General features: G+C 45.6%; 12 protein-coding genes. 5 read left to right on the plus strand and 7 right to left on the minus strand.

Annotated features, from left to right (window positions below):
- Positions 1-101: 101 nt before the first annotated feature.
- Positions 102-1,346: an NADH:ubiquinone reductase (Na(+)-transporting) subunit B gene (locus tag R7M92_RS03700; protein WP_318132727.1), complete on the minus strand. Its 1,245-nt coding sequence runs from the start codon at positions 1,344-1,346 to the stop codon at positions 102-104.
- A gap of 159 nt (positions 1,347-1,505) precedes the next feature.
- Between R7M92_RS03700 and R7M92_RS03705 the strand changes: the two genes are divergently transcribed.
- The 3 genes from R7M92_RS03705 to R7M92_RS03715 all read left to right on the plus strand — a co-directional run bounded on the left by R7M92_RS03705 (position 1,506) and on the right by R7M92_RS03715 (position 4,470).
- Positions 1,506-2,894, plus strand: a complete 1,389-nt coding sequence (locus R7M92_RS03705; RefSeq protein WP_054576186.1) for a cytochrome ubiquinol oxidase subunit I — start codon at positions 1,506-1,508, stop codon at positions 2,892-2,894.
- A gap of 10 nt (positions 2,895-2,904) precedes the next feature.
- A complete protein-coding gene (gene cydB, locus R7M92_RS03710; RefSeq protein ID WP_054574502.1) occupies positions 2,905-3,903 on the plus strand; it encodes a cytochrome d ubiquinol oxidase subunit II in 999 nt (332 codons plus the stop codon).
- 174 nt (positions 3,904-4,077) lie between these two features.
- Positions 4,078-4,470 carry a cystatin gene (locus R7M92_RS03715; protein ID WP_262656193.1) on the plus strand — a complete coding sequence of 131 codons (393 nt, stop codon included), beginning with the start codon at positions 4,078-4,080 and terminating at the stop codon, positions 4,468-4,470.
- A gap of 46 nt (positions 4,471-4,516) precedes the next feature.
- Here the strand turns inward: R7M92_RS03715 and R7M92_RS03720 are convergent, their stop codons facing one another.
- From R7M92_RS03720 to R7M92_RS03740, 5 genes are all read right to left on the minus strand, one after another.
- A complete protein-coding gene (locus R7M92_RS03720; RefSeq protein ID WP_250156491.1) occupies positions 4,517-5,044 on the minus strand; it encodes a hypothetical protein in 528 nt (175 codons plus the stop codon).
- Entirely contained in the window at positions 4,989-5,684 is a 696-nt protein-coding gene (locus R7M92_RS03725) for a glycoside hydrolase family 19 protein (RefSeq protein ID WP_005374179.1), read from the minus strand. Before R7M92_RS03725 ends, R7M92_RS03720 begins: the two co-directional genes overlap by 56 nt.
- Before the next feature lie 195 nt (positions 5,685-5,879).
- Complete coding sequence (lhgO, locus tag R7M92_RS03730; RefSeq protein ID WP_262656194.1) at positions 5,880-7,112, minus strand: L-2-hydroxyglutarate oxidase; 1,233 nt, start codon at positions 7,110-7,112, stop codon at positions 5,880-5,882.
- A gap of 8 nt (positions 7,113-7,120) precedes the next feature.
- On the minus strand, positions 7,121-9,244 hold the full coding sequence (locus R7M92_RS03735) for a TRAP transporter permease (RefSeq protein WP_318132728.1): 2,124 nt from the start codon (positions 9,242-9,244) through the stop codon (positions 7,121-7,123).
- Positions 9,245-9,332: 88 nt separating this feature from the next.
- Positions 9,333-10,343, minus strand: coding sequence for a TAXI family TRAP transporter solute-binding subunit (locus tag R7M92_RS03740; RefSeq protein ID WP_005374185.1), 1,011 nt, complete (start codon positions 10,341-10,343; stop codon positions 9,333-9,335).
- Between the two features lie 836 nt (positions 10,344-11,179).
- Here R7M92_RS03740 and brnQ point away from each other — a divergent pair.
- A complete protein-coding gene (gene brnQ, locus R7M92_RS03745; protein ID WP_318132731.1) occupies positions 11,180-12,490 on the plus strand; it encodes a branched-chain amino acid transport system II carrier protein in 1,311 nt (436 codons plus the stop codon).
- 103 nt (positions 12,491-12,593) lie between these two features.
- Positions 12,594-13,802 carry a GGDEF domain-containing protein gene (locus R7M92_RS03750; RefSeq protein ID WP_053304666.1) on the plus strand — a complete coding sequence of 403 codons (1,209 nt, stop codon included), beginning with the start codon at positions 12,594-12,596 and terminating at the stop codon, positions 13,800-13,802.
- Between the two features lie 43 nt (positions 13,803-13,845).
- On the opposite strand, the gene R7M92_RS03755 is transcribed toward R7M92_RS03750, so the two are convergent.
- A complete protein-coding gene (locus tag R7M92_RS03755) occupies positions 13,846-15,195 on the minus strand; it encodes a sigma-54-dependent transcriptional regulator (protein ID WP_025768056.1) in 1,350 nt (449 codons plus the stop codon).
- Between the last annotated feature and the right edge of the window lie 18 nt (positions 15,196-15,213).

The following is a 15,213-nucleotide window of genomic DNA, read 5'->3' on the forward strand; positions in this document are numbered from 1 at the left end:
CTTCGTCCTCCTGATAAAAATAAAAAGTCAGAAACCCCATGTCTCTGACCTTTTCAATATAGTGCAGTTTTCAATCAATTTTCAGTGAGGTCACCCTCATTTTAAGAAGGTCTCGCCCTTTTCATTCTGCGTTTGATATTACTTTCTTTGACTAGGTAATCGAAAAGTGGCGCGAATAAGTTAGCAAATAAAATCGCTAACATGATGCCTTCTGGATAAGCCGGGTTCAGCACTCGGATAAAAATCGTCATCACGCCGATTAATAGTCCGTATGCCCATTTCCCGTTATTGGTAAAAGCTGCCGAGACAGGGTCTGTCGCCATAAAGAAGGTACCAAACGCAACCCCACCAATCACGAAGTGCCAGTAGAACGGCATGGAGAACATGGGGTTAGAGTCTGAACCGATCGCATTCAATAGTAGTGAAGCTCCGATTAAACCGACCAACACGCCCGCAACAATTCTCCACGATGCAATCTTCATAAAGATGAGAACCAAGCCTGTTAGTGCGATCAACAACGTGGAGACTTCACCCATCGAGCCTGGTAAATTACCAACAAAAGCATCTCCCCATGAAATTGTTTGTCCTGTCATATTATTTATCAAAGCACTTTGCCCGCCTTCATACCATTGACTAAGTGGAGTAGCGCCAGAGTAACCATCAGCCGCGACCCACACAGCACCACCGGACATGTTGGCAGGATAGGCAAAGTATAAGAACGCTCGCCCTGCTAAAGCTGGATTTAGGAAGTTTCGTCCAGTACCACCGAAAATCTCCTTCGCCACAACAATACCGAAAGTGATACCTAAAGCCGCTTGCCATAGTGGAATTGTCGGGGGAAGGATCAGCGCAAAGAGTATAGAGCTGACAAAAAAACCTTCATTTACCTCATGCTTTCGCACAATAGCAAACAGAACTTCCCAGAAACCACCAACGATAAACACCGTCGCATAAGCCGGGAGAAAGTAAGTAGCACCAAGCCACATTTTACTTCCCCACCCCGCTTGTGAAACCGCATCTAACGAGCCCCATACCCAACTCAGTTGCCATGAAGAAACAAGCGCTTGCTGAGCTGAGGCTTGATCCATTCCATACAACAAGGCATCACTCGCTTGCTGGCCTATGTTGTACATACCCCAGAACATGGCAGGGAAGACCGCCAGCCACACCATGATCATAATACGTTTTAAATCGATGCTATCTCGAACGTGAGTCATGCCCTGGTTTACCTTACCAGGCGTGTAAAAAATGGTTTCGACAGCTTCGAAAAGTGGGTAGAACTTGTGATACTTCCCACCTGGACCAAACTTAGGTGTCGCTTTCTCAAAGTAATGTTTAAGGCTCATAACGCTCCTCCTTTATCTAAAAGATGGTACGCACATGTGTAAAAAGCGATCGTTTTTTAATCTCTTCGTCTTCCTTCTTCGTATTTCACCTTGTTCGCCACTCTTCTGTCTCCTCTTTAAATCCGGCGAACAGTTTATCCAACGAAAAAGGGACCGCTCATGGACACACTCGCCATTGACCTAGCTAGATTCCAATTTGCCTTTACTGTCTCTTTCCACATTATTTTTCCAGCTTTTACGATTGGTTTGGCAAGTTATCTCGCTGTATTAGAGGGCTTGTACTTAAAAACGGGCAACAAACAGTACATGCAAATCTATAAGTACTGGATCAAAATCTTTGCCATCAGTTTTGGTATGGGTGTGGTGAGTGGCATCGTGTTGAGCTATCAATTCGGTACTAACTGGAGCGTGTTTGCCGACAAAACAGGCCCAATCCTAGGCCCGCTAATGGGTTATGAAGTTTTTACTGCGTTTTTCCTCGAAGCTGGTTTTTTAGGCGTGATGCTTTTCGGTATGGATAAGGTGGGTAAGAAGCTTCACTTCACCGCGACTTGTATTGTTGCATTCGGGACGTTTTTGTCTGCGTTTTGGATACTTTCGGTTAATAGTTGGATGCAAACACCAGCGGGCTATAGTATCAACGAAGCCGGACAGTTTGTCCCAGAAGACTGGTGGGCGATTGTCTTCAACCCTTCTTTTCCTTACCGGCTCGTTCATATGTTGCTCGCCGCTTACCTTACTACTGCCTTTGTTGTAGCTGGCGTTGCCGCTTATCACTTACTAAAAGCAAACCATAACCCTCTAGCCAGAATTATGTTCTCGATGGCAATGTGGATGGCTGCCATCGTGACACCAATTCAAATCGTTGCTGGAGACATGCATGGATTAAACACCCTTGAACATCAACCCGCCAAAGTCGCCGCGATGGAAGGGCACTATGAGTCTCACCAAGGCGCGCCATTGATCCTCTTCGGTATCCCTAACGATGAAGAAAAACGCATGGAATACGCACTGGAAATCCCCAAACTCGGTAGTTTGATTTTAACTCATGACCTCAACGGTGAAGTGAAGGGATTAGATGCTTTTCCAGAGGAGGAACACCCTCCTGTATCTATCGTTTTCTGGTCTTTCCGAGTAATGGTCGCGCTTGGTTTTGGCATGCTTGTTATTGGTTTGTGGAGCCTTTGGCTAAGAAAACGTCGCAAACTTTTTGATTCAAGGGCACTTCAACGTATTTGTGTGCTGTTTGCCCCAGCGGGGTTCATTGCAGTTTTAGCAGGCTGGATAACTACCGAAGTCGGTCGACAGCCTTACACCGTATACGGTCTTTTAACCACAGCCAATTCGGCATCGCCTATTGATGCCGCCGCGGTGAGCGTCTCCCTGACGGCGTTCATCGTGGTTTACTTTGTGGTTTTTGGAGCTGGCTTCTTCTATCTCCTACGTTTGATGCGTAAGTCTCCAACTCGATATGAAGAAGGTCTAGATAGCCGACTTCCTGATGGCACGAAAACCGATGCCATCACACATTCTAACCATCTAACCTAGGAGCTAACTCATGGATTACGCATTAATTTGGTACGCTTTGATTGGGCTCGCCGTTCTGATTTATGTCGTGTTAGATGGCTTTGATCTCGGTATTGGTATCCTATTCCTCAGCGCTAATGACGATGAAGAGCGCGACATGATGATGAACAGCATCGCTCCTGTTTGGGATGGGAATGAAACTTGGCTAGTTCTTGGCGGTGGTGGGCTTTTTGCCGTGTTCCCCCTCGCCTACGCGGTCATTATGCCAGCACTCTATGCTCCCCTGATTTTAATGCTGCTCGGGTTAATTCTGCGCGGGGTTTCTTTTGAGTATCGCTTCCGAACACAACGCGGAAAGTTTTTATGGGATAGCGCTTTTTTCATTGGTTCACTCACCGCGGCATTGATGCAAGGCATTATGCTCGGAACCCTGCTCCAAGGTATAGAGGTTAGTGAACGAGCATACGCAGGTGGATGGTTTGATTGGCTTTCACCATTTAGCGTATTTTGTGGCCTGGCGCTTGTTTGTGCTTATATTCTGCTCGGTTCATGCTGGTTATTAATCAAGCTTCCAGAAGAGCTGATGGGGCGCTATTACGTGGTCGCGCGACGATGGGGACTAGCGATGGTAGCCTGTATATTCATCGCCAGTTTGTGGCTGCCATTGAGCCAAAATATCGTATTTGAACGTTGGTTCTCATTACCAAACTCGCTACTGTTTTTCATTTTACCAATTATTACAGCGGCACTTATTTGGCAGCTATTCAAAGCCTTACTCGACCACAAAGCCGTCCGAGCCTACGTTCTTGCGATCGGCCTGTTTCTTGTGTCCGCGATGGGTTTCGGTGTCAGTACATTCCCTTACTTGGTCCCATTCGCACTCACTTATCAAGACGTCGCCGCGCCAGACAAAAGTTTGGCATTTTTACTTGCCGGTGCGGTGGTATTACTTCCTCTGATCATAGCCTACACGGCTTATTCGTACTGGGTGTTCCGCGGCAAGATGAAACGTGGAGAAGGATATCACTGATGAAACTAAAGCCCATTTTGTGGTTCATTGGCATTTGGCTGGCAAGCGTGGTCGCCTTGTTTATCATCAGTTCGTTGATACGAACTGCGATATTGTAGGCCCAGAGTCTACTGCACCACATCTGAAGCCATTGAGGTCTATACTCAAGCAAGAGTAAAACAACGGAGTGTTTTTATGACCTTAAAGCGGTTTCTGGTAACTTTGATTCCTTTGACGGTTCCACTGTTTTCACCAAATGCTTTGGCCGTAGACAAGCAGATGTCATCCGCCATGAAAAGTAAAATGCGGTCTATTTGCTCCGCAACAAACGAGCAGGGCCATTGGCAACTTGCTGAGGCAACTCCTGACGCCAGACGCTCACTCAACATGGTGCTTTATCAAATGAATGCCGATGATAAATTGAAAGCAATTCATGAGGTGAGAACGAAAATAGTCGGCGGCACCCATTATGCGTTTGAGTTCGAGTTGCAAGATGGTAAAGTCTGGAATGCAATTGTATTGCACAGTGCCCGAGGCGATTACATGATAGAAAGACACGCCAAGAAAGGGGAACTCTGCCCTAAATAGCAATAGACACTACAACTTTACAGCCGACACAATAAAGTCGACTGATTCAGTCGCCTTTATTGTTGGTATGTTTAGGTATCGCTTCAAAAGCTTGGGAAAAGTAATAGCTTTCAACCTGAGGCCTAACTAAATCACAAGCTAACCCAAGGTCATCATTTTTTGTGAAAGGTAAATGTTCTGACACTAATTCCTGGGAATCTTTGTCCACGGTCTGGAAAGATTCAACAATTCTAAGTGGCCAGTAAGCTTTATTCTCAGTAACAAGAAAAAAGTAATATTGGAGCTGCTCTCCATGAGTCACGGCATTGTTAATTTCACTTCTAATTTTAACCACTTCGATTTTGCTACCAACACAAGTGAAGTCATATGCATCAGTAATTTCCGCTCCCTTCGCGCCCGGAGTATATACCATATAATCCGATTCAAACTTATTATCAGTCAACAAATAACCATCGTCGACACTAGTTAACTGAAAGGAAAATGCAGGGTAATGTACTATCAAACAAGCTCCAAAAGCCCTACTTAAAAATTTCTTTGAAAATACCTTTTTTATACAGTTCGGTAAATATCTCATGTCGTTGTCCATATGAATCTGTATTTTTATTAATAACCCTAGTAATACTATCAGTCACCGTTCTAGATGCTCCCTTATCGGCTTTTAAATATAGTTTATTCTTCAGCCAAAAAATCATAGCAGTCCTGATGGCATATTTAGGTTGAGCAACTAACTGGGGCGAAGAAGAGAAACTCGTATTTTCATTCCAAATATTTGCGTGTATGCTTTCTGTCGCTAAATAGTTTCCTTTCCCTGTTAACTGTATCATTCCTCTACCGCGATATTTCCATCCATCTCCGGTACTTGCATCACCATTGCCTATTTTCATGGCATAGGCATTATTTGCTATCGCTTCTTGGTTTGCTTTTTGATTGATGGCATTTTTTCTCCCGTGCTTTTCAGCTAACGCCGGCCTATTCCGATAGACTCTGAAAGTGCTTTTCAATCCTTGAACTGAATAATTCAGGTTTTCCTCCATTCTCATTCCAGGACCAACCTCTTTTGCTAATTGAGCGACAAAGTGTGACAGTCTCAGTTCACTGTCTAACTTACATTCAGAGATCTTCATAGAAAGTTCTTTGCTTATAATCACTAAATAGTCTTCTGAAACTTTAGTTTCATTCTTCCATACTTTTCTAAGGTGCTGTTTTGTAATCATAGTCCCTCCATCTGATGAAGATTAAAACTGAAAGAACAAAAAATCACCTATAAAATTTGAAGTTGACATTGTATTACGACACTTTAAAACCATTTCTTACATACTAATTACATTATTGTGCGGCAAATAACATACCAGTCAATATTCTAGAAAAGCATTCTTTTCGCTCATATATTTTAACATGGCTTTTTACTGTTAAACCGTCTCGGTTTTCGCCTCTATCTTCTCATTCACTTTATCGCAAATGTACTCTCCAATCGGCATTGCAGATGTCGCTGCGGGAGAGGGCGCGTTGCAAACGTGTAGGCTTCTGGCGCTCTCGGCAAACAAAAAGTCATGAACCAAGGTTCCGTCGGATAACACCGCTTGTGCGCGAATACCCGCAGGATATGGTTTGAGATCTTCTACCTTGATGCTAGGGCAATATTTGTTGACCAACTTGAGGTAGCCCGGCTTCCACCACGAGTTCTTAAACTCATCCAGTCCGGTTTTTAGATGCTTTTGTGTCACCTTCCAGAAACCGGAGAAACTGAGCATTTGCATGGTATCTTGCAAGCTGAAGTTAACCTTGTCGTACCCTTCCCGCTTCCAGCCTTGAACCGCATTTGGACCAACAGTCACACTGCCATCAATCATGCGAGTCAGGTGGACGCCCAAGAATGGCAAATCAGGGTCGGGAATTGGATAAATAAGATGATTCACCACTTGGTCGTGTTTGCTATCTAAGCGGTAGTATTCACCACGATAAGGGATGATTTGGAAATCGGTTGGAATAGACATCATCTTCGTCATGCGATCCGCCATCAAGCCGCTGCAAGTAACCAAGAACTTGGTATTAAGTTGCATGGTTTGCCCGTCTGAAATGCAGGTCAGTTGAACTTCTTCATCCTTCTCTTCGGCAGCCACCACTTTGGTTCTCAGACTGATTTGACCGCCGAGCTTTTTGAACTCTTCCGCCATCTGCTCAGTGACCAAACGATAATCGACAATACTGGTGGTTTTGACATAAATCGCGCCCAAGCCCGTGATGTTTGGCTCAGCCAGCTTGAGTTGAACTTCATCGAGTAGCTTTACGTCGATGCCGTTGACATGACAGCGCTCATAGAGGGCATTCATGCGTTCGACTTCTTGCTCATTAGTCGCAACCAACAACTTGCCACAGTTCTCCACCGGAATATCGTGCTCAGCACAGAACGAAATGGTTCGCTCTACCCCACGCTTACAAAAGTCGGCTTTTAAACTGCCCGGAGCGTAGTACACCCCGGCATGAATCACGCCACTATTGTGTCCGGTTTGGTGCTTGGCAAAACCGGACTCTTTCTCAACCAATAAAATGGATTTGTCTGGATGACGTTGCTGCAGTTGCCATGCTGTCGACACACCAACGATACCGCCACCAACAATGATGTAGTCATAGACTGATTTCATACGACCTCTTATAAAACCGATAGTTGAGATTGTTGCAATTTGAACTTGCGACCACTGTAAATGAACACCGCGACAAATACCGCGCAGCTTGCCACACGAATCAACATTGGGATGTCGTGCCAAACCAGCAATGTACCCACCACAATCAACACAAGACGCATCAGAATGTTTAGAGGACCTTCCAAGTAGCCTTCAATCGCACCAATCAATGCATAGGTACCGATGATGGCAAAGAAGCCTACGGTAATCACTGACGTCACATCCCAACTGACTAAGCCTGTGTAGGCAATAAGTAGCGGTACAAGATACAAACCTTTGGCGATTTTCCACGCCATCAGACCAGTACGCATTGGCGGTGTTTTCGCGATGGTTGCCGCAGCAAATGCGGTCAAACACACTGGAGGCGTTACGTTGCTGTCTTGCGATAGCCAGAAGATGATGAGGTGAGCAGCCAGCAATGCCAAGCCTACCGCTTCCATACCCAAACTTTGTTCTAGTAGAGTTTCCATAAAGTCCGCGGGTACTAGCGCCACCATTTCTTTCGCCGTTTCCAACGCCATTGGTGCATTAAGCAGTTCCAGCTTTTCTGGCGCCGCCAACATAAAGATGGCTTTTGCTTGTTCAGGCAATTGACCTGACACCATCAATTCAAGCAATTGGTTTTCCGCAATCAACTTGTAAAGCGCAGGGGCGGACAGTGTGCCCAATACAATATACGCCGCTGTCACGGGTAAACCCATACCTAAAACAAGAGAAGCGAGCGCAATCAGAACGATCATGATGAACAAATCACCATTCGCCCAACCGTCGATCATCAATGAGAAGGTGTTGCCGATGCCCGTTGTACTGATCACGTTGATCACCAAACCGATACCCACCAGCAATACGGCGGTTGTCGCCATGTTTTTCGCACCTTGTGAAAGTGCTTCGATGATCGCTTTTGGTCCCATCTTGTGATCTTTTGAGAACCAAGAAGCCACCACCACAGAAATGATCGACAAGCCAGCAGCGTAAGTTGGCGTAAAGCCTTGAACCAACAGAGTAACCAATACCGCCAGCGGGATAAGGTTGTGCCAACCGCTGATCAGCACTTTCAGTAGAGACTCATCACTGGTCGTGATTTTTTGAACGCCGCTGCGTTTGGCTTCGATACGCACAAAGAACGCCACAGACAAGAAATAGATAAGAGCAGGAATAAAAGACACCGCAATGATATCAACATAAGGAATTTGCGTGTAAGACGCCATGATGAAAGCACCCGCCCCCATCACTGGTGGCATCAACTGACCACCTGTCGACGCTGCAGCTTCAACCCCCGCCGCAAAGCGCGAAGGGAAACCTGCTTTTTGCATTAAAGGAATACTGATAACACCGGTGGAAACCGTATTTGCCACACTAGAGCCCGATACTGAGCCCATCAAACCGGAGCCAATCACTGCGATAAAACCCGGACCACCAATGATTTTGCCAGCCGCAGCACGTGCCACATTGATGATGTAATCACCAACACCAGAGCGAACGAGAAACGCACCAAACAGAATGAACATGAATACGAAAGTCCAACTGATGCGCGAAATAGAGCCAAACATGCCCTCAGAGGAATAGAAACTGCGGTAGAGCAAGGTTTCCATGCTCAAACCCGGAAAGTGGAAAATACCTGTTGCCCACTTACCCCAGAGCACAACGTAACTGAGACACACCACAATCAGCACTGGAATAAACCAGCCCATGGTGCGTCGAATCAGCTCAATAACAATCAGAATTGCCATGATGGCGAAGACCCAATCGCTGGTCACGAACTTCACACCGCGTTCGTACAGCGCATCTTCGGCATAGGGAATGTAGAGCAAACACGCGACCGCGCCCATAGCAATTAACACATCGATACCGAGTGCAATCTTACTCTGCTTGAGAGAGATATGAGCCGGATACCAAAGCGCACAAATCACCGCAAAGCCAGCAAAGTGGGTCGCGGAAATCCATAACTCTGGTAACGTCGATAAGGTATTAAACCAAATGTGCAAAGCAGACAACACCACGCCAAACACTGTAATTGTGGTGGTTACCCACGGAAAATCAGTGCGCGTGGGCAGCTCAAACTTCTGCAATTCCTTTTCTATTGAGTCGCTCATCTCATACTCCAAGCTCTAGCGGCTTTTTCCATCTTAGAAATCGGTAGGGATAAAATGCCCCGAGCCGAAACTCGGGGCGAAGTAGGCGTTATTTCGCCATTAGGTCTGATGGGATTTCGATGCCCATTTCTTTGTAGTAACGCGCCGCGCCTGGGTGAAGAGGCACTGGCAAGCCAGCAATCGCTTTCTCAATCGCCATTGCTTTTGTTGCTTTGTGGATGCCTTGTAGGAAAGGCAGGTTCTCGTAGATCGCTTTGGTTAGCTGGTAAACGTCTTCTTCCGAGATATCTTCACGAACTGCCAAGAAGTTTGGCTGTGCAATGGTGGTGATCGGCTTATCTAGACCCGGGTACGTGTTCGCTGGGATCTCGTACTTCGTCCATAGGTTGTAGTTACCGTTCGCCTCTTTAATCTGCTCATCGGTAAACGAAAGAATCGAAATGTCTTTACCCAACGCAGCAAAAGCTTGAGTAACCGCACCAACAGGTACACCTGCAGGCGTGTTCATGCCGTCAATGGTACCGTTTTGAAGTGCGCTCGCGCTGCCGCCGTAGCCCATGTAAGCAAGATTGAATTTATCAGGGTCGACCTTCAGACCTTTCATGATTTGGCGACCCGAGTTCTCAGTACCAGAGTTCTTCTTACCGATAGAGAACTTCTTGCCATCTAGGTTGTTCAGGTCAGTCACTGTGCCAGTTTTTGCTAAGTCAGAGCGAACAATAAAGTGCTCAACGTTTTGCCACAGCATAGAGACTGAACGCAGCTGCTCTTGGCGACCGCTCTTCTCATAAGGACCTTCTCCAGACCAAGCCCACGCACCGTAAAGACCTTGTAGAATCGCGAACTGTGCTTCGTTTTCGTTCAGCAGTTTGACGTTTTCACCAGAGCCCGCAGAGCTGATTGCAGAAAGGGAGAAGTGGTGCTTTGGTGCCAATTTCACTTTGCTTAACGTCGCCAACGCTACGCCCACAGGGTAGTAAGTACCACCTGTCGATGCCGTTGCAAGAATGTAACTACGATCTTCTGCCGCAGCGTTAGCAGCAATACCAAAAGAAGTCACAGCGACAGCCAAAGCTTTTACCAGCTTATTCATTTTCATTATTACTCTCCGTGTAGTCGTTTCACGATTGGGGATTTACATCATGTTAAATCTTTATTAACAACAAATTCCCTAAAGCAATTGAAATGCCAACTTTTAAGTCATTGTATTTATTGACATAAGTACAGAAAGACATCAAAAGTGAGCAAAATTATGCTGATTTGATAGCAAAGCGATGAGCAAGATCTTGCTTATTCAAGAGGAGAAGGTTGCACGCCTAGATCGCAAAAGGTTAATAAAATGTGATCAAGACAAAATAAATGCACGATTGGCTGATAAGCAATATTTTGCCGACGTGATTTTGGATTGGACTACAACTAATGAGCGTCTTAACAATAAGAATAAAAAGCGCATCATTCTAAACTGCTCACTTTACCAGCGGAGGCTTATAGCCTAAACGACTACAAATAGCACAAAAATACAGCAAAACAAGCCATGTTAATGAAATGAAAAGTCATTTATTCTAATTTTGAATTTAAAAACCAGTTCGATCCACCAGTTCAGAAACAAACATTGACCGTATCAACTTATTTTCTACTTCGGGGTTGTGCCAATAGCCTCATGTTCGTTAGGGTAACTACACACCAAGGCAAACGTATTCCTTGGTGCTTTTTTGTCACTCAGGATCACTCATGTCAGCAACTGCGCAATCACAATTCGCTTTAAAACGCCCATCTGGCGTTGCTGCTGCGATCCTCCTGCTCTCTCTGGAACTGATTCAGAGCTGACAGGCTATATCTAAACTTTCTGTCAGCTTGAGAAGAAGCTGACGGGAACACCACATACTCCTCCCATTCCTTTCAGTTTCTTCCAAGCGAAACATAAGAGGAATAACAATGTTAAGCGCACGCAATATCGCCGCTTTGGGCTTCATGACTTTCGCCATGTACTTAGGCGCGGGTAACCTGATCTTCCCTCCATTTTTGGGTTACCAAGCAGGTGAAAACTTTCTGAGCGGGATGTCTGGCTTCCTCTTGACGGGTGTAGGTCTGCCTGCGATGGCACTGGTGATGGTGGCTATCGTAAACGGTTCAGACAAATTAACCGCCGCCCTACCTAAACCTTTGGCGACCAGTTTTTGGGTAATGGTATTTATCGTGATTGGTCCTGCATTCGTAATACCACGTGCGATTACCGTGGCTTACCAATTTAGCTTTGCACCAATGTTTGGTGATGCCGCTTTGGTACCTTTCACAATTGCTTTCTGTGTTATCACCATTTTGTTTGCGCTATACCCGGGCAAATTAGTCGACAACCTAGGCAAGATCTTAACCCCGGCATTGATGGCTATTTTAGTGATCATGTCTGTAACCGCTCTGGTTTATCCAGCCGGCGAGCTTACTACTGCAACGGGACCATATGTATCTGGCGCATTTGCTGAAGGCTTAACCCAAGGCTACATGACCATGGACGCGCTAGGTTCTATCGGTTTTGGTTGGATCATCTTCCGAGCGATTCGCAGCATGGGTGTGGATTGTCCGAAAGCCACCGCAAAATACACGCTAATTGCAGCTTTGATGTACGCCGTTGCCATGGCATTTGTTTACATCTCATTGGCTTACATTGGATCAACAAGCTCATACTTAGGTTCTGAATTCAGTAACGGTGGCGACATCTTAACGGCATTCACCTTCAGCCACTTCGGCGCATTTGGTTCACTATTACTAGGTGCCGTGATGGTATTGGCGTGTTTGACTACTGCTATCGGCGTAACCACCGCAGGCAGTGAGTTCTACGACAACACTTTCAGCAAAGTGAACTACAAAGGCTGCGTTATCACGACCATGGTATTGGCTGGTTTGATCGCCAACGTAGGTCTAGAGCAACTATTGGCTATCACATTACCAGCGGTTGTGGCGCTTCACCCAGTAGCGATTGCGTTGATGATCATGGCACCAGTGCGCGACAAGATGTCGCAAATCATGGTCGTCGCAACCGCGTTCACTGCTCTAATGTTTGGTTGTGTTGATGCGCTGCACATCCTAGGTTACATGCCAAGTTCCACTGATGAGTGGATGGGTAATTACATGCCTCTGTACAATGACTTTGCTAGCTGGATTGTGCCTAGCGTATTTATGATGATTGTTGGTCTGCTGTTTACGACGAAAACCAACCAAACCGAACAATTCGAGCTGGTGAATGAATAGCCGTTTAACATAAGACATCGCTCAATAAGTGCGTTACTATGTAGCTCGCTTATTGATATCAGGCAAAGGAGTTGCCTGAATGAAAGATTGATATGGGTCGCCTATGGATAATCAGTATCTAGACATCAGAACACTGAACTTTATCGTTATTCTGTTCTCTTGCATTTACTCTATTAGTCTGCTTTGTTATCAATACACTCAGGGTAGAGTCAAAGGCTTAAAAACCTTCTCGATATCACTACTGTTTATTGGTTTAGGCCCTTTTTTACTTGGCTTTAGAGGCTCTGCGCCAGAATGGCTGACCATCGTCATAGCCAACACTCTCATATTAGTCGGCTTCTTGCTTACGCTATATAGCGTAAGCATTTTTCGTCAATATCCTTTAAAATTGGCTCACTGTCTTACCTTGTTAACACCTGTTTTCAGTGGTTCATTTTACTATTTCACCTTCCATGACCCTTCTATCAAAAGCCGCATTATTTATCTGAGCATGTATATTTGTATCGTCACCTTCTTTAGTGGTGTCGCCATGCTTAAAGGTACCCAAAAGGACTTAAAGCTCCCTGTTAAAGCAATGGCTTACTCTTTCTTTGGATTTAGTTTTTTTATGGGATTTAGGGCGCTTTGGAGTACTTTTTCAGGTGAGTTACCAAGTTTTATGGTCGCAGGCCTTATCCATCAGCTGACTTTCTTATTTAGCATCTGCCTGATCGTTGCTTTGAGCTTTAGTATGCTGTGGTTAATTAACGGACGCTTGGTGCAATCCATAAATGATCTCTCTCATTTAGATGCACTCACAGGGCTATATAATCGTCGAGCCATGGAAGAAATCGTTCCAAACTTGGTTAGTAAAGCACATAAAAAAAGCCAAGCAATCAGCATTATTATGACTGATGTCGACAAGTTCAAAGCGATTAATGATCACTATGGTCACACGGTTGGCGACTCCGTCATGGCAACGATCTCCACTATTTTTAAAAAGCATCTTCCTGAGTCAGCCTGCATTGTGCGATTTGGTGGTGACGAGTTCATGATTGTTTTGCTCGAAAAAGCACAGCAAGCCAAAATTTTCGCAGAGCAAATTCGCCTTGCGGTCGAAACTGAAACCGCTTTGCAATCATTTAAAACTGAAGTGACCATGAGCTTTGGTATCAGTCAGTTATCTGAGGGGCAATCACTTCAAGAGGCGCTTGCTGAAGCAGACGAAGCGCTATATAGCTCTAAACATACTGGAAGGAACCTCGTTACCTTGTTTGGAGAAGGGAAAGACCTAAATTATAAGTTTGTCCCAGCTCCAGCCAAAAGCGCATAACGTGTTTGTTATGCCAGTAATTTCGAATTAGCTAGAAATCGCACTAAGTATAGTCGGAGCGATTCAAACCAAACTTCTGCATCTTTTGGTTAAGGGTTCGACGTGGTAAATCCAACTCCTGCATCACCTCATTGATGCGTCCATGATGCCTGACTAAAGAATCATGTAGCACCTTACGTTCAAAGTTATGTAGCTGAATCGCCAACGGCACGCCCGCATGCGTCTCTTCGGTTGTTGAGGATGGTCGACTGGAGAGAATTTCCATCACGGAGACGGTTTCATCCAATGCAAAACGCATCGCTACATTCCTAAGCTCACGTACGTTACCGGGCCAAGAGTAAGCAAGAACGGCCTTTCTATCGGCTTCACTCAGCGGACGACTCTCAGGATTACTTTTCAGAGCAAAGTGTTCGAACAAGATCAACGCATCTTCTTCTCGCTCACGTAGCGGTGGCAAATAGATCTGCGCCACATTAAGACGATAGTACAAATCCTGACGAAACTCGTCATGATCATTGAGATCTTCTTTCGCGGCGGCGATCACTCTTAAATCAACCGAGATCTGTTGGTTACCCCCAACGCGCTCAACCGTATGTTCCTGTAATGAACGTAAGACTTTAACCTGCATGGACAGCGGCATACTCTCGATTTCATCAAAGAATAAAGTGCCTTTATCCGCGTATTCCAACTTACCAATGCGCTTTTTACCCGCTCCGGTAAATGCCCCCGCTTCATGCCCAAACAGCTCACTTTCAAACAGGTTCTCAGGAATAGCGCCACAGTTGATTGGCACAAAGTGATGGGTTCTCCGTTGGCTTTCATTATGCAAACTGGTCGCCACCAGCTCTTTACCACAACCTGTTTCGCCGTAAATGATCACGTTGGTATCAATGCGTGCTAACTTGGCTACTTGTTCTCTAAGCTGTTGCATCACTCGGCTTCGCCCAATCAACACCTCTTCTAAACCGCTAACGCTAGATAGGTACTCTTGGCGATCTTGAGTAGACGTTTGTGCGCGATAGCTCTCGACCGCTTCGGTTACTCGTTGGGATAGGCGCTCAGGTTGGAAAGGTTTCTCGATAAAATCGAACGCACCGTTTTGCAACGCCCCAACTGCCATATCGACATCACCATGTCCGGTGATCAAGATAACTGGCGTTGGGATGTGATTAGCAATCAGGCTTTCTAGTATCGACAAGCCGTCGGTGTCCGGCAGGCGAACATCACTGACAATCGCATCAAATTCTTGGCTAAGAATGGCCGCTTTCCCTTCTTCTCCTAAACTGAATGCGGTCACGTCGAACCCCGCCAGTTGCAGCCACTGACTGGTAGCCTGACGAACAATGTCATCGTCTTCGATAAGTGCAATTTTAGGGATGTCGTCAAAAGCCATGAGTTACTGCCTGCTTTA

The sequence above is a fragment of the Vibrio sp. Vb2880 genome (assembly GCF_033337975.1).
Lineage (GTDB): Bacteria > Pseudomonadota > Gammaproteobacteria > Enterobacterales > Vibrionaceae > Vibrio > Vibrio alginolyticus.

Bases quoted from the DNA above. Each gene is read 5' to 3' on its own strand.
- brnQ (WP_318132731.1), top strand. From the start codon at position 11,180: ATGTTAAGCGCACGCAATATCGCCGCTTTGGGCTTCATGACTTTCGCC.
- R7M92_RS03705 (WP_054576186.1), top strand. From the start codon at position 1,506: ATGGACACACTCGCCATTGACCTAGCTAGATTCCAATTTGCCTTTACT.
- R7M92_RS03735 (WP_318132728.1), bottom strand. From the start codon at position 9,244: ATGAGCGACTCAATAGAAAAGGAATTGCAGAAGTTTGAGCTGCCCACG.
- R7M92_RS03750 (WP_053304666.1), top strand. From the start codon at position 12,594: ATGGATAATCAGTATCTAGACATCAGAACACTGAACTTTATCGTTATT.
- cydB (WP_054574502.1), top strand. From the start codon at position 2,905: ATGGATTACGCATTAATTTGGTACGCTTTGATTGGGCTCGCCGTTCTG.
- R7M92_RS03755 (WP_025768056.1), bottom strand. From the start codon at position 15,195: ATGGCTTTTGACGACATCCCTAAAATTGCACTTATCGAAGACGATGAC.
- R7M92_RS03700 (WP_318132727.1), bottom strand. From the start codon at position 1,346: ATGAGCCTTAAACATTACTTTGAGAAAGCGACACCTAAGTTTGGTCCA.
- lhgO (WP_262656194.1), bottom strand. From the start codon at position 7,112: ATGAAATCAGTCTATGACTACATCATTGTTGGTGGCGGTATCGTTGGT.
- R7M92_RS03725 (WP_005374179.1), bottom strand. From the start codon at position 5,684: ATGATTACAAAACAGCACCTTAGAAAAGTATGGAAGAATGAAACTAAA.
- R7M92_RS03720 (WP_250156491.1), bottom strand. From the start codon at position 5,044: ATGAGATATTTACCGAACTGTATAAAAAAGGTATTTTCAAAGAAATTT.
- R7M92_RS03715 (WP_262656193.1), top strand. From the start codon at position 4,078: ATGACCTTAAAGCGGTTTCTGGTAACTTTGATTCCTTTGACGGTTCCA.
- R7M92_RS03740 (WP_005374185.1), bottom strand. From the start codon at position 10,343: ATGAAAATGAATAAGCTGGTAAAAGCTTTGGCTGTCGCTGTGACTTCT.